The 23,418-nt window shown below is 53.9% G+C and carries 15 protein-coding genes; 12 read left to right on the plus strand and 3 right to left on the minus strand.

The features are described 5' to 3' along the window. Positions 1 to 191: 191 nt before the first annotated feature. The 5 genes from I9W95_RS04595 to I9W95_RS04615 all read left to right on the plus strand — a co-directional run bounded on the left by I9W95_RS04595 (position 192) and on the right by I9W95_RS04615 (position 6,796). Positions 192 to 1,181 carry a GlxA family transcriptional regulator gene (locus I9W95_RS04595; RefSeq protein ID WP_225672330.1) on the plus strand — a complete coding sequence of 330 codons (990 nt, stop codon included), beginning with the start codon at positions 192 to 194 and terminating at the stop codon, positions 1,179 to 1,181. A 325-nt stretch (positions 1,182 to 1,506) separates the two neighbouring features. Next, positions 1,507 to 4,164, plus strand: coding sequence for a pyruvate dehydrogenase (acetyl-transferring), homodimeric type (gene aceE / locus I9W95_RS04600; RefSeq protein ID WP_225672332.1), 2,658 nt, complete (start codon positions 1,507 to 1,509; stop codon positions 4,162 to 4,164). A 13-nt stretch (positions 4,165 to 4,177) separates the two neighbouring features. Continuing rightward, positions 4,178 to 5,869 carry a dihydrolipoyllysine-residue acetyltransferase gene (gene aceF / locus I9W95_RS04605; protein WP_225672334.1) on the plus strand — a complete coding sequence of 564 codons (1,692 nt, stop codon included), beginning with the start codon at positions 4,178 to 4,180 and terminating at the stop codon, positions 5,867 to 5,869. A 195-nt stretch (positions 5,870 to 6,064) separates the two neighbouring features. Continuing rightward, on the plus strand, positions 6,065 to 6,259 hold the full coding sequence (locus I9W95_RS04610; protein ID WP_225672336.1) for a hypothetical protein: 195 nt from the start codon (positions 6,065 to 6,067) through the stop codon (positions 6,257 to 6,259). Positions 6,260 to 6,367: 108 nt separating this feature from the next. Further along, complete coding sequence (locus tag I9W95_RS04615; protein ID WP_225672337.1) at positions 6,368 to 6,796, plus strand: EF-hand domain-containing protein; 429 nt, start codon at positions 6,368 to 6,370, stop codon at positions 6,794 to 6,796. Between the two features lie 16 nt (positions 6,797 to 6,812). On the opposite strand, the gene I9W95_RS04620 is transcribed toward I9W95_RS04615, so the two are convergent. Continuing rightward, complete coding sequence (locus tag I9W95_RS04620; RefSeq protein WP_225672339.1) at positions 6,813 to 7,421, minus strand: MarC family protein; 609 nt, start codon at positions 7,419 to 7,421, stop codon at positions 6,813 to 6,815. Between the two features lie 144 nt (positions 7,422 to 7,565). Here I9W95_RS04620 and I9W95_RS04625 point away from each other — a divergent pair, with 144 nt between their 5' ends. Next, positions 7,566 to 12,716 (plus strand): DUF7151 family protein, encoded by a 5,151-nt coding sequence (locus tag I9W95_RS04625; RefSeq protein WP_225672341.1) that lies wholly within the window; start codon positions 7,566 to 7,568, stop codon positions 12,714 to 12,716. Between the two features lie 87 nt (positions 12,717 to 12,803). Then, complete coding sequence (gene rlmF / locus I9W95_RS04630; protein WP_225672343.1) at positions 12,804 to 14,558, plus strand: 23S rRNA (adenine(1618)-N(6))-methyltransferase RlmF; 1,755 nt, start codon at positions 12,804 to 12,806, stop codon at positions 14,556 to 14,558. A 29-nt stretch (positions 14,559 to 14,587) separates the two neighbouring features. Here rlmF and I9W95_RS04635 read toward each other — a convergent pair whose 3' ends face one another. Both I9W95_RS04635 and I9W95_RS04640 read right to left on the minus strand, forming a co-directional pair. Continuing rightward, positions 14,588 to 15,451, minus strand: a complete 864-nt coding sequence (locus I9W95_RS04635) for a CPBP family intramembrane glutamic endopeptidase (RefSeq protein ID WP_225672345.1) — start codon at positions 15,449 to 15,451, stop codon at positions 14,588 to 14,590. 92 nt (positions 15,452 to 15,543) lie between these two features. Then, positions 15,544 to 16,308 (minus strand): GntR family transcriptional regulator, encoded by a 765-nt coding sequence (locus I9W95_RS04640; RefSeq protein ID WP_225672347.1) that lies wholly within the window; start codon positions 16,306 to 16,308, stop codon positions 15,544 to 15,546. A gap of 310 nt (positions 16,309 to 16,618) precedes the next feature. On the opposite strand from I9W95_RS04640, the gene I9W95_RS04645 reads away from it, so the two are divergent. From I9W95_RS04645 to I9W95_RS04665, 5 genes are all read left to right on the plus strand, one after another. Continuing rightward, on the plus strand, positions 16,619 to 17,437 hold the full coding sequence (locus I9W95_RS04645; protein WP_225672349.1) for a (Fe-S)-binding protein: 819 nt from the start codon (positions 16,619 to 16,621) through the stop codon (positions 17,435 to 17,437). Continuing rightward, entirely contained in the window at positions 17,434 to 18,984 is a 1,551-nt protein-coding gene (locus tag I9W95_RS04650) for a LutB/LldF family L-lactate oxidation iron-sulfur protein (RefSeq protein ID WP_225672351.1), read from the plus strand. The genes I9W95_RS04645 and I9W95_RS04650 overlap by 4 nt, the downstream gene beginning before the upstream one ends. Beyond that, the gene (locus I9W95_RS04655) at positions 18,984 to 19,625 is read left to right on the plus strand and encodes a LutC/YkgG family protein (RefSeq protein ID WP_225672353.1); all 642 of its coding nucleotides are present in this window, start codon (positions 18,984 to 18,986) and stop codon (positions 19,623 to 19,625) included. The genes I9W95_RS04650 and I9W95_RS04655 overlap by 1 nt, the downstream gene beginning before the upstream one ends. Before the next feature lie 3 nt (positions 19,626 to 19,628). Next, positions 19,629 to 22,445, plus strand: a complete 2,817-nt coding sequence (locus I9W95_RS04660) for an FAD-binding and (Fe-S)-binding domain-containing protein (protein WP_225672355.1) — start codon at positions 19,629 to 19,631, stop codon at positions 22,443 to 22,445. Between the two features lie 62 nt (positions 22,446 to 22,507). Beyond that, positions 22,508 to 23,413, plus strand: coding sequence for a Dyp-type peroxidase (locus I9W95_RS04665; RefSeq protein ID WP_225672357.1), 906 nt, complete (start codon positions 22,508 to 22,510; stop codon positions 23,411 to 23,413). Positions 23,414 to 23,418: the final 5 nt, after the last annotated feature.

Here is a 23,418-nt window from a genome sequence, read left to right on the forward strand (position 1 = left end):
CTGTCAGTTCCATGCTCAGGGTGCGGTATGAGAGCAGCCCTGTTGTTCAATTAAGGCCATTGTAGGGCTGGGGTTGTCACTCCTATTAGGATAGTCTGGTCATATAGTTGAACTAAAAAGACGCAATTTAAGCGTACAGCTCACAGTAGCGTGTCCTGATGCTGGTTGTGTTGCCGGTTGAGGAAAGAGCCATGATTCGCCATATCACCTTGCTCGCCATTGAGCAGATGCTGAGCTCCAGTGTGGCCATTCCGCTGGAAATGCTGGAAGCCGCACGGGCCCGTTTGAAGGTGCAGCATGACGAACGAGCCTTGTTTCGGGTGGATGTGGCCGCGCGTGAACTGAACGCCATGAGTATGCTTGGCGGCTTTCAGATCCGCCCGACCCATACCTTACAGGCAGTAGAAAAAACAGATCTGATTGTGGTGCCAGCCTTGTGGCGTAATCCCCGGCGACAGGTGCAGAAGGAGCAGGACACCATCGACTGGCTGCGTCATCAGTACCGCCAGGGGGCGAGGATCATCGCTGTTGGTACTGGCGTCTGTTTGCTGGCCGAGGCGGGTATCCTTGATGGTAAGCCGGCGACCACGCACTGGCATTATCTCGATCAGTTTGCCCGGGATTACCCACGGGTGCAGTTGCAGCGTCAGCACCTGCTAACCCAGGCAGATCGTATTTTCTGCGCCGCCAGTGTGAACTCGGGCGCCGACCTTATGGTCCACTTTCTGGGGCTGCAATACGGCCGTGAGCTGGCACTGCAGGTTGAACAGCAGTTCTCGCCCGAAGTGCGTAATCCGTTTGAAAAAAATGTGTTTTACGCTGATTTACGTCATCAGCATCCGGATGAAGAAATTGCTCTGGCGCAAACCTGGCTACAGCAGAATTATCAGAAACCTCTGACATTATCAGTGCTGGCAAGCAATGCAGGATTAAGTGAGCGGCAGTTTGATCGCCGTTTTCGGGCCGTGGCGGGAATGACTCCCACCCAATACCAGCAGAAACTACGCTGTGACGCCGCGCGTGATTTATTACAGCAGTCGAATCTGGCAGTGGCGGATATTGGTGCGGCGGTAGGTTTCAGTGATGTTGGTTATTTCATTCGCGTTTTTCGTCGCCTGGCGGGGCAGACCCCCGGTCAGTTCAGGAAGAAGGTCAGGGCCAAGCTGTTCAGTAGTCAGTAATCAATTGGTAAGTTATTTACACCTTAGTTGTAAAAACTCCGTTTCTTGTAAAAAAACTACAGGGATGGCGTTGTCATTCAGTCTTTATACGTTCAGACTGGACGAGTAAAGGCAATTAAGGGCTTTTATATGTAGTTTTACTAGCTAAAAGGTCTTGGTAAAACTACTGACTGAATGGAAGTGGTGCTTATCTATGGTCATTTACAGCAATAAAGGAAAATAGGTAAGACCAATTTCCGGATGTGACTGAGCCGCTCACAAGGCGGTGGATCGCTAACAAAACCGCCACTATGCCCGGCGGTTATACAAGGAGACCGGAGTTCTCATGACACAAGATGTCGATGTATACGAAACCCAGGAATGGCTGGACTCACTGCACGCCACCATTCGCCACGCTGGCCCGGAACGGGCTGCTTTCCTGCTGAAGAAACTGTTTGATCACGCCATGTCCAAAGGCGTTGATCTGCCAGCCGCTATTACCACCCCGTATCGCAATACCATTCCTGTTGAAAAAGAAAAGCGTATGCCGGGCGACCTGTTTATGGAGCGTCGCATCCGTTCGCTTATTCGCTGGAATGCGCTGGCCATGGTGATGCGCGCCAATGATAACGACGAAGGTTTAGGCGGCCACATTGCGTCATTCTCGTCTGCCGCCACCTTATACGATGTGGGTTTTAACTATTTTTTCCGTGGGAATGAAGATGGTCATCTCGGTGATCTGATTTATTTTCAGGGGCACTCTGCACCGGGTATTTATGCGCGCTCTTATCTGGAAGGGCGCTTTGACGAACAACAACTGGATAATTTCCGCCGCGAAGTCGATGGCAATGGTTTGTCGTCCTATCCGCATCCGTGGCTGATGCCGGACTACTGGCAATTCCCAACAGTATCTATGGGGCTGGGGCCGATTCAGGCGATTTATCAGGCCCACGTTATGCGCTATTTATCGGCGCGCGAACTGGCACCACGTGGCGAGCGTAAGGTCTGGGCTTTCCTCGGGGATGGTGAATGTGATGAACCGGAAACGCTCGGTGCTATTTCACTGGCGGGCCGCGAGCAGCTGGAAAACCTTATTTTTGTGGTGAACTGCAACCTGCAGCGCCTGGATGGTCCGGTGCGCGGCAACGGCAAAATTATGCAGGAACTGGAAGGCGTATTCCGCGGTGCCGGCTGGAATGTGATTAAAGTGGTCTGGGGCCGTCACTGGGATCTGCTGCTGGAAAAAGATAAATCCGGCATGTTGCAGAAGCGCATGGATGAAGTGTGTGATGGCGACCTGCAGAACTACAAAGCCAATGGTCCGGCCTACACCCGTGAACATTTCTTCGGCGCGTATCCTGAACTGAAAGAACTCGCCGACGAATTAACCGATGAAGATATTTTTAAACTGAACCGTGGTGGTCACGACCCGTTTAAGGTGTATGCGGCCTATGCGGAAGCGGTGGCTCACAAAGGCCAGCCAACGGTGATTCTGGCACAAACCGTAAAAGGTTATGGTCTGGGTGATGCTGGTGAATCGGCCAATATTACTCACTCAGTGAAAAAACTGGATACCGAATCGCTGAAGCAATTCCGCGATCGTTTTGCCATTCCACTGACCGACGAAGAGCTGGAGCGCGTACCTTATTACCGCCCATCGCCGGACAGCCCGGAAATGAAATATATGCGTGAACGTCGCGCCAGCCTCAATGGCCCGGTGCCTTCACGTCGCAGCGATTTTAATGCCTTAGCCATCCCCGATCTGGATGCCTTTAAAGGTCAGTTAAGTGGTAGCGGTGAGCGTGAATTGTCATCGACCATGGCCTTTGTGCGGGTTCTGTCGCAGCTGGTGAAGGATAAGGAAATCGGTAAGCGCGTGGTGCCGATTGTACCGGATGAAGCCCGTACGTTTGGTATGGAAGGTATGTTCCGTCAGCTGGGTATTTATTCTTCTCAGGGGCAGAAATACACCCCGCATGATTCCGGTCAGATCATGTACTACAAAGAAGATAAAAAAGGCCAGATTCTCGAAGAAGGTATTAACGAAGCTGGTGCCATGTCGGCCTGGATAGCGGCTGCGACGGCCTACAGTAATTCCGACTGCCCGATGATTCCGTTCTATGTGTTCTATTCCATGTTCGGCTTCCAGCGTATTGGCGATTTAGCCTGGGCCGCAGGGGATATTCAGGCACGTGGTTTCCTTATTGGTGCCACCGCCGGTCGTACCACACTGAATGGTGAAGGCCTGCAGCATCAGGATGGCCACAGCCACTTAATGGCGCACACCATTCCTAACTGTAAGTCTTACGATCCGACCTATGGTTTTGAGCTGGCAGTGATTATTCAGGATGGTCTGAAGCGTATGTTTGCCGATAAGGAAAACTGCTTCTATTACATCACCACCATGAACGAAAACTACGTTCATCCGGATATGCCAGTCGTCGCTGAAGAAAGCATTATCAAAGGCATTTACCAGCTGAAAGCCGGTAAGAAAAGCAAGGCTTCTGAGCCTCGCGTGCAGTTAATGGGCGCTGGCACTATTTTGCGTGAAGCCGAAGCTGCAGCTGATATTCTGCGTGAACAATACGGCGTTGAGTCGGATATCTGGTCAGTAACATCGGTCAACGAACTGGTACGGGATGGTTATCACTGCGATCGGATTAATCTGCTGAATCCGCAAGCGGAAGCAGCCGTGCCTTATGTTACTCAGGCCCTGGCAGATCGAAAGGGGCCATTTATTCTGGCCACCGATTACATCAAGGCCTACGGCGAACAGCTGCGTGCTTACATTCCGGGTAACTTTAAAGTGCTGGGTACCGATGGTTTTGGTCGCAGTGATACGCGTAAAAAACTGCGTCACTTCTTTGAAGTCAGCCGCGAATTTATCGTTCTTTCCGCTCTGACTGAACTGGCGAAAGAAGGCAAATTCCCGCAGCAGGATCTGGCGAAAGCCCGGGCTGAGCTGGGCATTGCTGCTGACAAAACTGACCCGACTCAATGCTGATAAGGAGGCCATCATGAGCAAAATGACTGTGACTGTGCCCGACATTGGCGGGGCAGAAAATGTAGAAATCATCGAAATAAACGTTGCCGTCGGCGACAGCCTGGAAGCTGAGCAGGAAATTCTGGTGCTGGAAACCGATAAGGCCACCATGGAAATCCCTTGCCCGCAGGCTGGCACCGTCGCTGCGCTGCTGGTCAGTGTGGGCGACAAGGTATCTGAAGGTTCAGCGATTATTGAGCTGGAAACATCCGCAGCAGCAACAGCTGCAGAGGAATCTGTGCTGGCAGACACCAGTGGTGCGTCTCTCGTTGAAACAACGGCAGACGTTACAGCAAGCACAGCAGAACAGGTGCAAGCCGGGATGCCTGATCAGGCTGTGGCAGAACAGCTTATTGATCTGGTCGTTCCGGATCTGGGCGGTGCCAGTGAAGTCACCGTTATCGAACTGGCCGTGGATAAAGGCGCCAGTGTCGATGCCGAAGATTCGCTGATCGTGCTGGAAAGCGACAAAGCCAGTATGGACATCCCGGCACCCGCAGCCGGTATCGTGACTGAGTTTCTGATTAACGTTGGCGACAAGGTTAAGGAAGGGCAGGTATATGCCCGTCTGAAAACCTCGGGGGCTGATAACAGTAGCCCGGCAGCGGCTGATGCCGGCACAGCAGTAGCAAAAACAGCAGAACAGCCAGCAGCACAAGCAGCTGCGCCGGTTTCGTCTTTGTCTTCAGCATCGGCACCAGCACTGGCACCGGCAATAAAGAGTGTGCAGAAAGCCGACGACGCAGTGGATTCCCACAGTGTGTATGCAGGACCTTCGTCGCGTCGTCTGGCACGACAGCTGGGCGTGAACCTGGCCAAAGTAAAGGGCACTGGTGTTCGTGGCCGTGTTACTAAAGATGATATTCGTGACTACGTCAAAGCGCTGGTACAACAGGCTGAAAGCGGTGCTGTTGCGGTAAGCGGCGGTAGCGGTATTCCACCGATTCCGGCGGTGGACTTTGCTCAGTTCGGTGAGATCGACTTACAGCCGATGAGCAAAATCAAAAAGGTGACGGCGGCCAATATGAGTCGTGCCTGGCTGAATGTTCCGCACGTAACGCAGTTTGATGAGGCGGATATTACCGACCTCGATGCCTTCCGCGCCTCGATGAAAGCAGAAGCGGAAAAAGCCGGAGTGAAGCTGACGCCGCTGCCATTTCTGGTTAAAGCGGCGGCGAAAGCGTTGCAGCTTGAGCCAAGTTTTAATGTGTCGTTGCATCACGACGGCGAGCATATTGTGCACAAGCACTATGTGCACATCGGTATTGCCTGCGACACGCCAAACGGTCTGATGGTACCGGTACTGCGCGATGCCGATAAAAAAGGCATTTATCAGATTGCCAGCGAAGTTAACGAGCTGATTGAAAAAGCCCGCAACGGCAAGCTCAAGCCAAACGAAATGCAGGGCGGTTGCTTCACAATTTCCAGTCTGGGAGCGATTGGTGGTACTGGTTTTACGCCGATTGTGAACGCACCGGAAGTGGCGATTCTTGGCGTATCCAGAGCGCAGATGAAACCGGTATGGAACGGTACGGAGTTTGTGCCGCGCAATATGCTGCCGCTGGCGGTGTCGTACGACCACCGTGCCATTAACGGTGCCGATTGTGGCCGATTCTTCACCACGCTGGTGGGCTTAATTGCCGATGTCAGGCGTCTGATTCTTTAGTGGGTGAGGTTGAAAAACCTGGTTGCCCGGCCTGAGACGGTCGGGCTTTTTTATGGCCGGCATCAGCCCGGGAGAAATGCGTGCCAGCTGTTATGAGTAAAACTGGCATGAATTGTTGCTGAAATCCTACTGAACCTGAATGGCAAAAACTCAACTAAACTGAGTACTCACAACAAAAAAGTACCGGAGGCCGGTATGTCTAAGAAAGCGCTGATTGCTGGTATAGCTTGTCTTGCCAGTGCCACTATGGCTGATGCCAAATCCACCGACGAAGTGATCGAATCTGAACGTCAGCAAAAGAAAACCATTACTCATCAACCCCCGGTTGACCTGCATCCTCACTCCGGTGTGGCGCTGCTGGTCGATATTCTGAAAACGAGAATGAGCTGACGCTGTTTTCACAGCGGTTCTCTTTACCATAGGTTTACCGCTGCCCTCTAAACTTCAGAGGGCACAGGGTGCCTAATGGTCCTGAATTCACATTATCAGGACCAAAAAATGAAGCCTTCCCTTGTTGCCCTTACCCTCGTGCTGACCGGGTCAGTGTCTCTTTGCTATGCCGACTTCAGCATGCAGCAACCGCCCGCGCATCCGCAATCCTTCGACGATATGGATGCCGATGGCAGCGGTTATCTGACGCTGGACGAGGTGGCGGATGATCCGTTTCTGTCGGATAAATTCTCTGAGCTGGATAGCGACAGCGATGGCTCACTGAGCAAAGACGAACTGAAAATGCCAGAGCCATCGGCGGCTGGGGGCTCCGGTCAGCGTCCGCCATCATTTCAATCTCTGGACACCGATGGAGATGGTGAACTCAGCCAGCAAGAGGTGGCCGAAGATCATTTCCTGGCGGACATGTTCGAACGTATGGACCGTGATGGCAGTGGTACGCTGAGCGAAGATGAAATGCGCCCGCCGCGCCGCTAAACAGCGACTGGCGGGTTTACAGAGCGAAGTAGGTTTTGATGCCCGCCAGAATATTACTGACGGCGACCGAGGCCAGAATCAGCCCCATCACCCGGCTGATAATACTGGCTCCGCTGTTGCCGATCAGGCGATGAACGTAGCTGGCGGCTAACAGCAGTAGCAGCACAATACTGAGTACCGCCAGCATTACCAGCGTAGTCTCGGATTGTTCGAGCAGACTGAAGCGATTGTTCTCGGTCATCAGCACAGCACCCAGCATGGCACCCGGGCTGGCGATGGATGGCACGGCCAGCGGAAAAATGGCGGTTTCCTTGCCATCGCGAACAGCTTTCTTTTCCTCCTCGGGTTTACCTTCACCAAAGATCATGGTCAGGGCAAACAGAAACAGGACAATGCCACCGGCAATCTGAAAGGCAGACAGTGGAATGTTGATGGCTTCCAGAATGACCTCGCCAGCGACGACGAAGAACACCAGAATCAGTGCCGAGTACAGGGTTGCCTGCAGGGCAATTTTGCGTTTACCGGCTTCAGAATAGTGAGCGGTAACGGCGATAAATACCGGCACGGTACCAATCGGGTCGATGACTGCAAAAAAGAAAATAAAGGTCGCGAGCAATTCGCTCATAACGTGTCCAGGCAAAGATTTCGGATAGCCAGAAGCATACGTGAATACCGCTTTTTGTGACAGCAAACTGGTCGTGATCGAACATTGACACTGATAAAAAACTTATCTAGCCTCGTGCGCACCTTACTGATCAGGGATGATTTTATGATGGCGCCTCGTTTTGCGGCTCTGTTTTTTGCTGTGCTTCTTTCTGCCTGCGGTGCCGGTTCTTCTGGCTCAGATGATTCTGCGGGTGCCAATTCCGGGACCAATCCATCCCCGGAAAATCCGGATACATCGCTGAAGCAATTCGATTCAATGGTTGAAGCTATGTCGGCCTCAACATCGGATTGCCCGGATGGTGGTGTAGAAATTCATCTTGGTATCGACACCAACGGTAATGGCCGTCTGGATAACGTCGAGATCGACGACAGCAGAACACTGGTACTCTGTCATGGTGCTGCAAACCGGACGTTGTTTTTTGTTAATGATGCCCCTGAATCCAGCTGTCCAGCTGGCGGTAAACAGCTATCCATTGGTTGGGATGATGATGCCGATGGGGTTTTGTCCGTTGTAGAGGTCGATGAATCCCACGTTCTTTGTAATGGCAATGCCGAATATCTGCCATCCGCACTGATTAATACCGGGGTCGAACCCTCTGGCGATAATTGCCCGGCCGGTGGCGTGAAGATCGAAACAGGCACAGATGACGATAAAGACGGTCTGTTGGGTGACGATGAAATCAGCAGCTCTGGCTATGTCTGTAATGGTGAAGCAGGTGAGTCTTTCAGTGTTGCTAACGTACGTCTGGCAACCTCTTTTTCTGCCGGTGATGCGTCCTGCTCGGGGCAATTTCAGGTTTTTGAACTCTTTAATGACCTAAACGGCAATACTCTGCTGGACGATGGTGAGCGTTTGTCTTCCGACAAAGTGTGCCTGCAGTCTGTGCAGTTGGTGAGTTTATCCGATGCATCCGAGGCGGTTTGCCCTGCTGGCGGTAAAACCATTGCAACGGGTAACGATGCCAATGCAGATGGCATTTTACAGGCCGGTGAGGTGTTACAGTCCGAGAGTCTCTGCAATGGTATTTCGCGGGAAATTACCCTGCCAGTTCCGAGACTTTCGATCGCTGTTGAACCGGCGGGTGATCATTGCGCCGCCGGTGGCCTGAAGGTGGAAGCGGGCGACGATCTAAACACCAATGGTCTGTTGGACAGCACAGAAGTGACGGCGACTCATTACATTTGTAATGGAGCAGACGGAGCAGACGGAGCAGACGGAGCAGACGGAGCAGACGGAGCAGACGGAGCAGACGGAGCAGACGGAGCAGACGGAGCAGACGGCAATGCCGATTTTGGCCGGTTGCTGATACGCACTGTGCCGGTTCAGGGCGAGAACAATTGTGTCGGCTATGGTACCAAAATCATGGTCGGCCTTGATGCCGATGCAGATCAGTATCTGGATGATGAAGAAGTCACCAGCATCAGTTACGACTGCGACGCCGACCAGATTCCAGATATTAATTTAATGAGCAAGTCAGATGCATCGGTTGGTGAGTGGTGGCAGGCGACGATTTCCTTATGGGATGAGCAGCCAGAAAACCTGGATGTACAGCTGAAGGACAAACCTGATTGGGTTGAAATAACCGGCCGCACTCATGACCAGCTTCAGTTGGGTGGCCGCCCGGAAAGTGCGGGCAATTTCATATTTTCGGTTGTTGTCAGCGATGGCGTAAATTCGGCAGAACTGAATGTGACCGTTACGGTTTCGTCTGCGGTTATTGTGCGGGTTGAGGGTAATCTGACAGAAGGCGAAAGCGGTAGCTTTGATTTTGTGTTGTCGGCGCCACTGACAGAGTCGTTGGAACTTGAATATAGCCTCTCTTACAGCGGTGATTATTACTACTACGACTATCTCCGTTACGCGGTATTAATCCCAGCCGGAGATACCCGTAAGTCCGTTCCGGTTGCGATACCGGATGATGACCGTTTCGTTCTGAATCCGTCACTGCGGGTAGGCATCACAGCGTTTAATACTAATTCCGACGAGATCATTGTTCAGGCCTCGGAACATGGAGTGGCCATTCAGGAAAACGATACGCTGCAGCTGATTTCCGGTACTTCCATCTATGAACATTATCCATGCCGGGAATACGTGAGCGGCAATGATGGGGGCTACAATCTAGAGGCGTGTAATCCGGCCAGCGTGGAAGTTCTGGAGGCGCCGGCCTGGTTGACGGTATTGCAGAGCTGGAGTGGTTTAATCATGACTGGCCAGGTGCCTGTTGAGGCGGTTGGCAGCTCTGGCACCGTCAGTCTGCGCCTGACATTTTCTGATAACAGTCAGCGCCTGATCAGTGTCGATTGGCTGGTGAGCGAAAATGACGCCGATGGTGACGGTGCACCCGACTCCACAGATGCCTTTCCTCAGAACCCTCTGTACAAACTGGATACCGACGCCGACGGTATCGCCGATGAATGGGAACTGAGGCTGCTGGGGGACCTGACAACGGCAACGGCAACGTCCGATTACGACAACGACGGCATCTCCGATCTGCAGGCATTTACCACTGGCAGTCCACTGAATCATCTGCGTTTCGATTTCGAAAACGGCAGTCTGCCCGACGGTTGGAGCAACACAGCGAATGCTTTGTGGAGCGTCACCAGCACGCGTGCATACTCTGGCCAGTATTCTCTGATGGCTGGCGGTGCCGGAGATTATTCGACCGGTTATCCGCAGCTGTCTTTTGTTCTGGATCTGGATGGCAGTGATATCGCCAGCCGCATTTATTTTGAAGGTATTGATAAGCCAGGGCAGTTGCTGCGTGTAGTGTTCGAATTGCAGCCAATAGACGGCTTAGGCACATACCATTACATCGAGTTACCGAACCCAATCTATTTTGATGGTAACTCCAGCATCAGTGCCTATGACCAATGGTTGGTGGCTGTTGCGCACGTTGCGGCGGGCCGTTATCAGGCAACCCTGTCAGTAATGCCTATGTATTGCTGCAGTTCAGAGCCTGTTGTTCCGGGCAAAATCTATCTCGATTTTATTCACGGTATTCATGGCCCAACGCCGGGCGACGCCGATAACGACGGCATTCCGAATTATCTGGATGATTATGTCAGCGTACCTGTGCCGAGCGAAAACGACCGCGACGGTGATGGCATTCCGGATACGATGGATGCCTTCCCCGACGATGCCCGTTATTCGCAGGATAACGACGCCGATGGTCTGCCCGATGAATGGGAGTACCAATATTTTGGCTGGTTAGGTGCCAACGATGGCTCAGCCGATAGCGACGGCGATGGTGTGTCCGATGCCGATGAGTTTGTCGCGGGTACAGAACCGCTGGACGACCGCGATGGTGATGGAGTGCACGATGGCATAGACGCCTTCCCGGATGATGCGCGCTACAGCGAGGACAATGACGCCGATGGTTTGGCCGATGAGTGGGAAAGCGAATATTTCGGATATTACTGGAATGCGTACCCGGATGATGATTCAGACGGTGATGGAGAAAACAACATCGCTGAGTTTCTGGCTGGTACCAACCCGATTGTTGCTAATCTTAAAACCGCTCTCGATCTTGTGCAGGTCGGCAGCAGCCAGACTGTGGTGCTGGACCCACTCGCTAACGATCTGAGCGGTGGCAGTATTCAGCTGATCAGTGTGGATTCACCCGATGTCGGTACTTTGCAGCAGGTTGATGGCGAGTACCTTTATACCGCGCCAGCGGATTACATCGGTTGGCTGAGCGTAGGTTATACCGCGCAGGATGAGTACAGTACGGCAGAAGGCCAGATTCTGATCCGCATCCGCAATACGCAATTACCCGCCCTGGTGAAAATAGAAGGCAGTCAGAACAGTAATTATAGTGGTGCTCTGTTTGATGATGGCGCGCTCTACCTCTGGGGTAATAACAATAATGGACAGCTGGGCACCGGTGACACAGTTGCCAGTAATGTTCCTGTGCTGGCAATGACGGACGTAAAAGATTTTGCTGTTGCTTCTGGTTATTACGGGCGCACCGTTGCGTTGCGTACTGATGGCTCGGTATGGGGCTGGGGCTTGAACGCGGGGAATGGTCAGCTGTCGCCTGTGCAGTTGAGCGCGCCGGAAAATACCGCGTTTACTCAGCTTGTGCAGGCAGGGTCTTATTTGTGGCTTCTGGCTGAAGATGGCACCGTTTGGCGCAGTTCTCTTTCCAGCTTGTCATCCATTACTTCCGATAACAGCATCGCTAACGTCCGGCAGTTAGCTGGCGGTTACAACCATGTTCTGGCTCTGTTGGAAGATGGCTCTGTCATGTCCAGCGGCGGCAATGGGGATGGCCAGCTGGGTATCGGCAGCTTCAGCTCTGTCAGTGGTTGGCAAACCGTCAGTAAAATCAGCGGCATTCGCCACATCGCGGCGGGTGGAAATCATAGTTTTGCCATTGATGAACAAGGCGATCTGTTCGGCTGGGGATATAACGAATACTACGGCACCCTTGGTGATGGCAGCACTGTAAACCGCAACGTGCCGGTGTGGATTGCCGCAGACGTCACAGCGGTTGCGGCCGGGTACGGCCATTCTGTTTGGTTGAAAAATAACGGTGAGCTTTACGGGGCGGGCTATGGCGATGCCTTGGGGATATGTAGTTCCTATGGGGCGTCTACGGGCTGCCTGATCGCTGATGCGGTCGATCTGATCGGGGCAGGCAGCAACTCCAGCTTTATTCAGCGTAAGGGTATTACCTACGCTATGGGGAACAACTATTCCGGTGAACTCGGTGTAGGCTCCAATACAAACGTAAACCGTCTGATGCCGGTGGCCTGGATGCAGGAAGCCTATTTGTCCGAGCTGGGTATGGAAGGCTTTGAGCTGGGGCAACTGCCGCCGAACTGGCGTAATGGCGGCCAGATCTGGCAAGTGAGTGACGATGAGGCTTATGCCGGCAGTTACGCCGTGAAAATCGGCGCTACTGTCGCTGATAACAGCAGCGCCAGTCTGGGGATGTCATTGGTAACCGGTTCCGGCAATGTGCGCTTCCGCGTGAAAACCAGTACCGAGCAAGACTACGACCGCCTGATCTTTATGATCGACGGAGTCGAAATGGCCAGCTATTCAGGTGAAACAGGATGGCTGGCATCCACCGACTTTGCGGTAACAGCGGGTCAGCACGCCTTCGAGTGGCGCTACACGAAAGACGGCGGCACCGTGGCCGGGCAGGATACCGTTTGGCTCGACAACATCGAGATTCCGGTCGATACCGACGGTGACGGAATTCTTGATGTGGCTGATCCGGATCCGAATCGTGTTACCGTGCCGTAAATGACACAAGCCCCGCTCTGCGGGGCTTTTTATTTTAAACGGCTGGCTCTGCTATCATGTGCGCAATTCCATCCTTGGTATACCGCCTTGAGCTCATCAAAAAATCCCTGGGAAAGATCGTCCCGCCAAACGACAGATTCAGCAGAACAGGATCGCTCTGGCGAACCGGATGCTAAGGCTTTCCCGTCTGAGGCTGGTCAGTCGCCCTATGGCCGCCGCGAACCGCGCGCCGATCGCAAGCCTTACGACCGTCGTGACCAGCCGCCGCGTGATAGTTCCCGCAGCGCCCCGCGCGATGGTTCCAGAAGCGCCCCGCGCGATGATCGCCCGCCACGCTCAGCCGATGGCGAACGGTCGTCCCGTCCGTATGAGCGCAAAGAGCGTGCGCCTGCGCACGGTGACCGTTTCGACAAGCGCAGCGAAGGCCGTTCAGAAGGTCGCTATGAAAGCCGTTCAGAAGGTCGCTATGAAAGCCGTTCAGAAGGTCGCTATGAAAGCCGTTCAGAAGGTAGTGGCGAATGGCGCAATAAAGGTCGTGATGACCAGTCCCGCTCATCCGAGCGTAAACCGTACGACAAGTCATCTGGCAAACCTGCCTACGAGCAGCGTGAAGGCCGTCCTGCCCGTGCAGACGATCGCCGTGATTTCCGCAGCAACGAACGTAGCTCAGAACGCGGTGATGGCACTGACCGTGGCTATGGTCGCAATGAGCGTGGTTCTGAGCGCAGCGGTGATCGCGGTGACCGTAATTTCAGCCGCAATGACAGCGGTTCTGAGCGCGGTTCCGAACGCAGCGGTGATCGCGGTGACCGTATTTTCAGCCGCAACGAGCGTGGCCCGGACCGTGGTGCTGCACGTGGTGATCGCAGTTTCTCCCGCGACGAGCGTCCGCGCAGCGGCTTCGGCGGCCGCGATGGCGCGCGCCCGCGTGACGATTACAAACCCCGTACTGAAGGCGCCGCCAGCCCGTGGAAAGAAAAAGCCACTGGCCTGCACCCGCAGAACCCGCATCAGGGGCGCTACGATATGGCGGCACTGGTAGCAGACCTGCCGGAACTGGAACGTTTTCTGACAACTAACCCAAGTGGTGAACAAACCGTGGATTTCAGCAAGAATTCGGCGGTGGTAACGCTGAATCGTGCCTTGCTGAAGCATCACTATGGCATTGCCCACTGGCATCTGCCGGAAGGCTCCCTGTGTCCACCCGTGCCGGGGCGTGCAGACTACCTCTATCACGTACGTGATCTGCTCGGTGATAAAACAGAGCAGGTACGTGTGCTGGATATTGGTACCGGAGCGAATCTGATTTACCCGATGATTGGCAGTCAGGCCTTTGGCTGGCAGTTTGTGGCAACGGATGCGGACAGTATCGCTATCCGTAATGCGCATAAATTACTGACGGATAACCCGCAATTGGCGGGTATCGATATTCGTATGCAGCGTAAAGCGGAGCAGGTATTCACGGGCATGATCCGTGACGGTGAATACTTTGATTTAACGCTGTGCAATCCGCCGTTTTATGCGTCGCAGAAAGAAGCTGAAGCGCAGGCGCGGCGTAAATGGCGTAATCTGAAAGGGCGCGAATCCTCGGTCGAGCGCAATTTTGGTGGCCAGAGTAATGAGCTGTGGTGTGAAGGTGGCGAGCTGGCTTTTCTTAAACGCCTGATGCGTGACAGCGCCCATTTTAAACAACAGGTGGGTTGGTTTACTGCGCTGGTATCAAAAGATGAAAACGTCGCACCACTGAAACGCTTATTACGCCAGCTGGACGCGAAAGTTGTGCACGTTGTGCCGATGGCACAGGGGCAGAAACAGAGCCGTTTTATTGCCTGGCGGTTTTAGCTTAGGCTTCTGGCTTCTGGCTTCTGGCTTTAAGGCATCCACTGCTGTGGCAGCCCCCGGGTTTGCAGCAGCGCTGCAATATCCATGGTCATTGCAATACTGACGTGCACGGCTACGCCGCCCCAGATAGATTTTGAGCGCAGCGCGAGAATGCCGAGAAAAAAACCGAACAGAATGGCACCAAAGGATTCCGGCCACAATTTAGGGAAGTGCAGCATCAGGTAGGGCAGGCACATCACGGCGACGGACAGGCTGCCGAACTGCAGACGCAGGCCATTCACCAGAAAGCCGCGAAAGAAAAATTCCACCGCCACAAATTGCAGAATATAAATCGCTTCCCACATCAGCAGGTCACTCCAGCTGCGGTTGGCGAGTTTATAAAATGGATAATGGTTGGAAAAATCATCACCGAAGCTGGCGATGATGGCGAACACCATGATCGGCGTGGCCAGTAATACATAGCCGAGCCAGTGCTCTTTGACGCTACCTGCCTGCCAGCCGTAATCCCGCAGGCGCTGCTTCAGAATGAAGCGAATGGTGAGCATCGGAATCAGCATAAACCCAATCAGTTGCCAGCAGCCCCACCAGACATTGCCAATCAGATCGCGATAAGGCGAGCGCAACCAGGCCATTTTCCACTGGCTGTTTTCAATACCAAACAGGCTCTCCAGTAGCGGGATAAATTCGCGCAGGTTGTTGGAATATTTCAGGTAATGGACCATCAGCAGGCACAGGCAGGCAACGGCAATAACCGTCCAGGCACGCAGCCACAGTGTTTCGTCACTGCATTGCTGGCGCTCGCGGCTTGCTTCGCTGTCGATATCGCGTAAATGACTGAGCATCTGCCGTGGATGCAGCCAGTGGCTGAGAGTGTGCTCGGCTGGAGCGGGCATGTCGCTGTCCCTGTTGACGTCGCTGGAGGCGCCCAGACTAGCGGTGCAGGGTAGCAGAGGCAAGTGTTCGGCCTCTGCTCTTGCGCTGAAGGTCAGCGCATCAGGCCGATACGGCGCAGTGAGCGTTGTGAGTGGCTGGCCACGCGCGCACTTTGCTGCAGGGTTTCCTCAACGAAGGCCAGATGATCGTTAATGGCCTGCTGTGCAGCTTTGGCATCACCAGCGATGACCGCATCCTTAATGGCGCGATGCTGATGCTGAATTTCCTCGCGGCGTTCATCCTTGCTGTACAGGTGCTCGAGGTTGCTGGCGATGGTCTGTTTGAACAGGCTGAACAGTGCCCGCATGGAGTGCAGCAACACCGCGTTGTGCGAGGCTTCGGCAATAGCGAGGTGAAAACGCCAGTCCATTTCGGCTTCTTCGCGATAGCCCTTGCGTGCTTCATGGCACTGCAGCCATTCCTGAAAACGACGTTCAATAATTTCATGGTCGGCGGCGGTTGCGCGCAGTGCTGCGTAATGGGCGGCGACTTCCTCCAGAGCGTGGCGGAATTCCAGCAGATCGTAATTGAATTCGGAGTGAGTCTGGAACAGTTGCATCAGAGGGTCGACGAACGACAGGCCGATATCGGCTGAAACAAAGGTACCGCCGCCCTGTTTGCGGGTAACCAGCCCCTTGGCTTCGAGCTTGTGCAGTGCTTCCCGCAGGGAGGGGCGAGACACTTCAAACTGCAGCGCCAGATCGCGCTCCGGGGGCATTTTCTGGCCCGGCGCCAGGCTGCCTTCGAGAATCATAGATTCCAGACGCTCGGCAATAATGTCAGAAATTTTGCTGGCTTTGATCGGACGCTCAGACATGCTGCTACGCTCTTACAGGTCATTAACTGCGCTCATGGTATGACCAATTTGCAGCTCTGTCATCCATAAATGGTCAATTGGTTGAAAGAGTTTTAGTCGATGGCAGCACATCCGATTTATACCACCAATGTCGATATTATATTGAGGAATATAGGGATAATACGCATTGACCGGGCTGCTTCATGGGCGTACTTTTTACTGCATAATTTATAACTGGTTAATTGGTATTACCAATTTATCCGGAGCGATCGGATATAGAAAGAGCCGTTAGCTAAGCAAACAGACTCAGCCAAACAGAGAGCCAAGCCCAATGAATGAACCCTTATTTGTCGATGCTGCCAGTGGCAGTGCGCGTCGCCAGTATCCAGGCCGACCGTCAGCGGTCTACCTGATGGGCACCTGTCTGGTGGACGGCTTTTACGCGGATGCCGGGCTGGATGCCATTCGTCTGCTGCAGGCTGAAGGGCTGGAGGTGATCTTTCCGCAAAGCCAGACCTGTTGTGGGCAGCCAGCCTACAACTCGGGCTATGACGACGAAGCGCGGCGCGTTGCGCGTCAGCAGTTACAGGCGTTTGCCGCCGATATTCCGCTGGTGGTGATGATGGGCTCCTGCACCGGCATGATGATTAAAGAATATCCGCAACTGTTTGCCGGCCAGCCGGAAGAGCAGCAAGCGCTTGATCTCGCCGCGCGTACCTTTGAACTGGGTGAGTTTCTGGTCAATGTACTGCAGCTGCATACCCGTCTGGCAGAGGCGCAGGATCAGAGCGCTATGCGTCTGGCACTGCACGTATCCTGTTCTTCGCGCCGCAGTCTGGGTGTGGCCGAAGATCATCAGACACTGATGCAGAACCTGCCGGGTGTGCATCTGGTTGAGCCGCAGCGGGCCAGTGAATGCTGTGGCTTTGGTGGCACTTTTGCCGTGAAGCAGGCAGATATTTCCGCCACCATGGCTGCTGATAAGGCCAGCGCCATCGCCGATACCGGTGCGCAACGACTGGTCAGCGCGGACTGCGGTTGTCTGATGAATATCAGCGGTACCATGAAGAAACAGGGTAAGGGCATTGCCTCACAGCATCTGGCTTCCTTGCTGTATCAGCGATTGCACGGTCAGGGAGGTCAGGCATGAGTACGCAGACTCGCGAACAGATGCAGCAGCAGCTGGATCAGGAACAGCACGACTTCAGCGATATGCAGTCGCGCCATTTCAGCGTGCGCGCGCGCATGGCACTGGAAAACGAAGCGCTGCGTAAAAGCTTTCGCGGTGCATCCGATTTTCTGATGAATAAACGTCGTTCGGTCTTCAGCGACGATAACGCATTACAAAGCCTGCGCGATCGTGGTGAGGCTATTCGCCAGTACAGTCTGAGTAAATTACCGCAATTGCTGGAAACGCTGGAAAAAAATCTCACGGCCAATGGCATTCAGGTGCACTGGGCCGAAACCGCCACCGAAGCCTGTGAAATTATTCACGGCATTCTGGCGGACAATAATGCACGCACTGTGGTGAAGGGCAAATCCATGGTGACGGAAGAAATCGAACTGAACCACTACCTTGAAGAAAAAGGTATCGAGTGTTTAGAAAGTGATATGGGTGAATATCTGGTGCAGCTCGCCGGTGAAACACCATCGCACATCATCATGCCTGCAATTCATAAAAACACTGCACAGATAGCCCGTCTGATGCATGGCCGCGCACAAAGCAGCAGTGGTGAGCCAGTGCCATATACCGAAGACGTTGATGAGCTGATCGGCAATGCACGCGCGATTCTGCGCGAAAAGTTTGAAAAAGCCGATGCCGGTATTTCCGGTGTGAATATGGCGGTGGCTAACACTGGCACACTGTGTCTGGTGGAAAATGAAGGTAATGGCCGCATGACCACCACGGTACCGGATCTGCACATCGCGGTAACTGGGATTGAAAAAGTAGTGGAAGATTTTTCCCATGTGCCGGAACTACTGACGCTGTTAACCCGCTCAGCCACCGGCCAGAAAATCAGTACCTATTTCAATATGATTTCCGCACCGCGCAAAGCGGGTGAGCTGGATGGCCCGCAACAGGTGCATCTGGTGCTGGTGGATAACGGGCGCTCAAAAATCTTCAGCCATCCAACCCTGAAGCCAACCTTGCAGTGTATTCGCTGCGGGGCCTGTATGAACCATTGCCCGGTGTACGCCCGTATCGGCGGCCATGCTTATGGTTCAACCTATCCGGGACCTATCGGTCAGGTGGTCACACCGCAAATCGGCGGGCTGGAAAAACATGGCGATATGGTATCCGCCTGCTCGCTGAACGGTGCCTGCGGTGAGGCCTGTCCGGTGCGTATTCCGTTGCCTGCACTGATTCGTGAATTACGTCATGAAGCCAACCGCATACCAACCCGGGATGACAGCGCGGTCAGCGGCCAGGGCGTGAAGCGCTCGGCGTCTGAAGCACTGATATGGCGGGGCTGGGCGTTGGCGCACAGTAGTCCCTGGTTATTCCGCACCATGATGTGGTTACTGACCCGCAGCCGGCCCTTGTTCCGCACAGCCCTGGTGACGCGCTTGCTGTCGCCATGGACTGACAGTCGCACAACGCCGCTGCCGCAAACGAAAACATTGCATGAACTGGCCAGAGCACACGGCGTGGCCAGTGAGCTGAAATCACACAACGAAACAGGAGCGCAACGCTGATGAACAGTCGCGACAGAATTTTACAGCGTTTGCGCTCCTCTGCGGACGCACCGCGCCCGGACCCGTTGCAGACACCATGCGACTGGCCATTGCCAGAACGCAGCGAATGGCTGGCGCTGTTTCGCCAGAACCTCAGCGATAACCACGCCGAGGTTATTGAATGTGATGACAATAACTGGCCGGAACTGGTGGCGTCTGTACTGGCGGAAAAGGGTGTATCGGTACTGCGCAGTGGTAATCATGCCGAGGGCCGCCTGCTGGTGGATAGTGTGTCTGCCATGCTGGATGCTGCCTGCATTACCGGAGAGCAGAGTAAAGAAACCCTGTTCCACCAGATTGATGCCGGCTTTTCTGTGGCCACGGCTGGCCTGGCGGAAACCGGTTCATTAGTGATTGTCACCGGTGCCAACGAACCGCGTACCTTATCGCTGGTTCCGCCGCTGAATATTGTGCTGCTGCGTGCGTCAGCCATGGTGGCCAATTTCTCCCAACTGGTGGCACAGGGGCGCATGCCATCGCCCATGCCAACCAACGTTTTGCTTATTTCCGGCCCGAGTAAAACCGCCGATATTCAACAGACACTGGCTTACGGTGCTCATGGTCCGAAACAGCTGGTTGTCATTCTGGTGATGGATATTTAAACAATGAAGCAGGCTTACAGCGCTTTTGCGCAGGATATTTCCCGTCATATTGCTGTCGAACGCATTATCACCGACCCGTTACGCACCCTGGCGTTTGGCACGGATGCCAGCTTTTATCGCCTGATTCCGCAGATTGTGCTCACCGTGGTGAACGAAGAAGAAGTTCGTCAGGTGCTGCATTACGCGCACCAGCACAAAGTGCATTTAACCTTTCGCGCGGCAGGCACCAGCCTTTCCGGGCAGGCGGTGACTGATGGCGTGCTGGTGCGTCTTGGTAATGGCTGGAATGCCGCTGAAGTTCTGCATAACGGCGCTCAGATCAGGACTGAGCCGGGAGTCATCGGTGCACGGGCAAATCAGTTACTGGCACCCTTTGCGCGCAAAATAGGCCCGGATCCGGCATCCATTAATACCTGTAAAATCGGTGGTATTGTCGCTAACAATGCATCGGGTATGTGCTGTGGTACGGCGCAGAATACCTACCAGACACTGGCTTCCATGCGTCTGATACTGGCTGATGGCACCGTGCTGGACACTGGTGACGAGGCATCGCGCAGCGCTTTTCGCGATAGTCATGGCGATCTGCTGGATGCATTGCAGGCTATGCATAATCGGGTAAAAAATAACCCGTCATTGCACGAACGCATTGTTAACAAATTCAGAATTAAGAATACCACCGGCTACAGCCTTAATGCTTTGGTGGATTTTTCTGATCCGATCGATATTATGCAGCACCTTCTGGTGGGCTCAGAAGGCACGCTGGGATTTGTGTCCGAAGTGATTTATCACACGGTCGAAGAGCACGCCTATAAAGCGTCTGCCCTGTTGCTGTTTGCCAACATCGAACAGACCAGCAGGGCAGTAACCGCTCTTTCTTCTGCTCCGGTGGCCGCGGTGGAATTGATTGATCGTGCCGGTCTGCGCTCGGTGGAAAATAAGCCGGGTATGCCGGACTATCTGGCCGGGCTGGATAATGACGCTGCCGCGCTGCTGGTTGAAGTTCGTGCAAGTAATGAGCAGGAGCTGCAACAACGACTGCAGCAAACCACGTCGGCTCTGCAGGATTTCTCTACCCTGACGGCCAAAGAGTTCACCACGGATAAAAACACCTGTGCCCTGTACTGGAATATCCGTAAAGGATTATTTCCGGCGGTGGGTGCAGTGCGTGAAAAAGGCACCACGGTTATTATCGAAGACATTGCCTTTCCGGTGGAAAACCTCGCACCAGCGGTTCTTGAACTGCAGGCACTGTTTAAAAAATACCGTTACGACGAAGCCATTATTTTCGGTCATGCCTTAGCCGGAAACCTGCACTTTGTATTTACCCAGAATTTCACCGATCCGCAGGAAGTCCAGCGCTATGCCGATTTTATGGATGAGGTGTGTGTGCTGGTGGTCGGACGCTATGACGGCTCACTGAAAGCCGAACACGGTACCGGGCGTAATATGGCACCGTTCGTGGAAATGGAGTGGGGTGCTCAGGCCTATGAGCTGATGTGGGAAATTAAGCAGCTGTTTGATCCGCAGGGGCTGCTCAATCCGGATGTTATTCTGACCCGCAACCTGCGGGCTCATATTGAAAATCTGAAACCGATACCAGAAGCAGACGATCTGATTGACCGCTGTATTGAATGCGGTTTCTGTGAACCTGTGTGCCCGTCAAAGAACCTGACTCTGACGCCGCGTCATCGCATTGTGATTATGCGCGAGCTGAAGCGCCAGCAGCGTGATGGCAAAGACGCTTCTTACCAGTCACTGCTGGACGATTACCAGTACATGGGCATCGACACCTGCGCGGCGGATGGTTTGTGCAGTCTGGCTTGTCCGGTTGGTATTAATACCGGTGATCTCAGCCGTAAGCTACGCAGCGAACGCAATAAGAAACATGCTGGTAAGGCCCGCTGGGCGGCTGACCATTTTGGCGGAATTACCAAAGCCAGCCGAATGGCCTTTCAGTTGACGGATTTTTCCCGCGATTTACTCGGTGATGGCGCTTTGATTGCGGTATCCAAAGGTGTGAATACGCTGACACTCGGTAAAACGCCACTGTGGCACGATGCCATGCCAACGTCAGCTGCGACTGTGAACGCCTGCGAGCATAGTGTTAATGAGCTGACCCAGGTGATTTATTTCCCTAGCTGTGCCAGCCGTACCATGGGGCCCGGGGCAAAGGACAGCGATCAGCGCAGCTTAATGCAGGTGACGCTGGAACTGGCGAAAAAAGCCGGGGTACATGTTGCCATGCTGCCTGATCAGGATCAGCACTGTTGCGGTATGCCGCTGGAAAGTAAGGGGCATTTTGACCAGGCCGATGCCATGCGTGAACGCCTGAATCAGGCGCTGTTGCAGGTGTCTGATAATGGCCGTATTCCGGTCATGATTGATACCAGCCCGTGTGTTTTTCGCATGCAGCAGAAACTCGATGAGCGTATTCGATTGCTGGACCCGATTGAATTTGCCAATCGTATGCTGGTGCCAGCACTGAATATTGCGCCGACGGCAGAAGCCGTTGCCGTGCACGTTACCTGTTCAACCACCAAACAGGGGCTGGCGGATGGTTTAATTGCACTGGCCAGACAGTGCTCAACCCAGGTGGTGATTCCGCAGGATATAACCTGTTGTGGATTTGCCGGCGATAAAGGCTTTATGCAGCCGGAACTGAACGCCTCGGCACTGGCGCCTCTGCAAGCGCAGGTGAGTGAGTGCCGCGAAGGGATCTCAACCAGCCGCACCTGCGAGGTAGGCCTCAGCCGCCATTCCGGCATTCCGTATCACTCGCTGTTTTATCTGCTCGACAGAGTCAGCTCGGCCCGCCGCTGATCAGGAGCTTTATGCCCGGACGTGATATAGTCCGGGCATAAGATTCAGGAGGAAGCTCAAGCGTGTCGAATCAAACTATCTGTCAGCCGGGTCTGCTGGAAGAGCCTGGCCGTAGTGCTCACTATCTGGAAATGCAATGGCGTCAGGGGGTTGATAATGCCTCCCTGCTGCAGGCAATCAAACAGGCTGTACGCCATGTCGAAGGAGCCTGGATTGCGGTCTGCTTTGGCGCCGATGCCTGGGATCGTCTGAATCCGCAATGGCGTCCGGCCCAGCTGGTGCCGTTCAGCGAAATGATCGGTGAAAATGGCTACAGCATGCCGTCCAATCAATCCGATCTGTTTTTCTGGATTCATGGTGAAGATCGCGGTGATGTTATGGACGCTGTACTGCAGGTGCATGACGCCATGCGTGATTGTACCGACTGTGTACTCGATCTGAGCGGCTTCAAAAATCGCGAAGCGCGTGACCTTACCGGTTTTGTTGATGGTACTGCCAATCCGGAAGGCGACAAGCGCCTGGATGCAACCCTGATTCCGCAAGGTGAAGCCGGCTGTGGCGGTTCATATGTGTTCACGCAGGAATGGAAACACCATCTGCAGGATTTTGCCAAACTCAGTCTGCATGAGCAGCAGCAGGTTATCGGCCGTACCAAAAGCGATAATATCGAACTGGAAGGTGACGATATGCCACCGACTTCCCACGTCGCCCGTACCGATGTGAAACTCGATGGTGTGGCGCAGAAAATATACCGCCGCAGTACCCCTTATGGCGGTGCAGATGAGCATGGCCTGTATTTTCTTGCCTTCGCCTGCAACCTCACCCGTATTTCAATTCAGCTGGAACGTATGCTGGGTAATACCGGCGATGGTTTCAGTGACCATCTGATGAAATATTCAACCGCATTAACCGGGGCTTACTGGTTTATGCCGTCACAGGCGGATCTGGAAACCTTACTGAATCACTGATCCAT

It is taken from the genome of Thalassolituus marinus (genome assembly GCF_020320395.1).
Classification (GTDB): Bacteria; Pseudomonadota; Gammaproteobacteria; order Pseudomonadales; family Oceanobacteraceae; genus Venatoribacter; species Venatoribacter marinus.

Bases quoted from the DNA above. Each gene is read 5' to 3' on its own strand.
- I9W95_RS04645 (WP_225672349.1), top strand. From the start codon at position 16,619: ATGAATGAACCCTTATTTGTCGATGCTGCCAGTGGCAGTGCGCGTCGC.
- aceE (WP_225672332.1), top strand. From the start codon at position 1,507: ATGACACAAGATGTCGATGTATACGAAACCCAGGAATGGCTGGACTCA.
- I9W95_RS04610 (WP_225672336.1), top strand. From the start codon at position 6,065: ATGTCTAAGAAAGCGCTGATTGCTGGTATAGCTTGTCTTGCCAGTGCC.
- I9W95_RS04595 (WP_225672330.1), top strand. From the start codon at position 192: ATGATTCGCCATATCACCTTGCTCGCCATTGAGCAGATGCTGAGCTCC.
- I9W95_RS04625 (WP_225672341.1), top strand. From the start codon at position 7,566: ATGATGGCGCCTCGTTTTGCGGCTCTGTTTTTTGCTGTGCTTCTTTCT.
- I9W95_RS04650 (WP_225672351.1), top strand. From the start codon at position 17,434: ATGAGTACGCAGACTCGCGAACAGATGCAGCAGCAGCTGGATCAGGAA.
- I9W95_RS04640 (WP_225672347.1), bottom strand. From the start codon at position 16,308: ATGTCTGAGCGTCCGATCAAAGCCAGCAAAATTTCTGACATTATTGCC.
- I9W95_RS04655 (WP_225672353.1), top strand. From the start codon at position 18,984: ATGAACAGTCGCGACAGAATTTTACAGCGTTTGCGCTCCTCTGCGGAC.
- I9W95_RS04620 (WP_225672339.1), bottom strand. From the start codon at position 7,421: ATGAGCGAATTGCTCGCGACCTTTATTTTCTTTTTTGCAGTCATCGAC.
- I9W95_RS04615 (WP_225672337.1), top strand. From the start codon at position 6,368: ATGAAGCCTTCCCTTGTTGCCCTTACCCTCGTGCTGACCGGGTCAGTG.
- I9W95_RS04635 (WP_225672345.1), bottom strand. From the start codon at position 15,451: ATGCCCGCTCCAGCCGAGCACACTCTCAGCCACTGGCTGCATCCACGG.
- I9W95_RS04660 (WP_225672355.1), top strand. From the start codon at position 19,629: ATGAAGCAGGCTTACAGCGCTTTTGCGCAGGATATTTCCCGTCATATT.
- aceF (WP_225672334.1), top strand. From the start codon at position 4,178: ATGAGCAAAATGACTGTGACTGTGCCCGACATTGGCGGGGCAGAAAAT.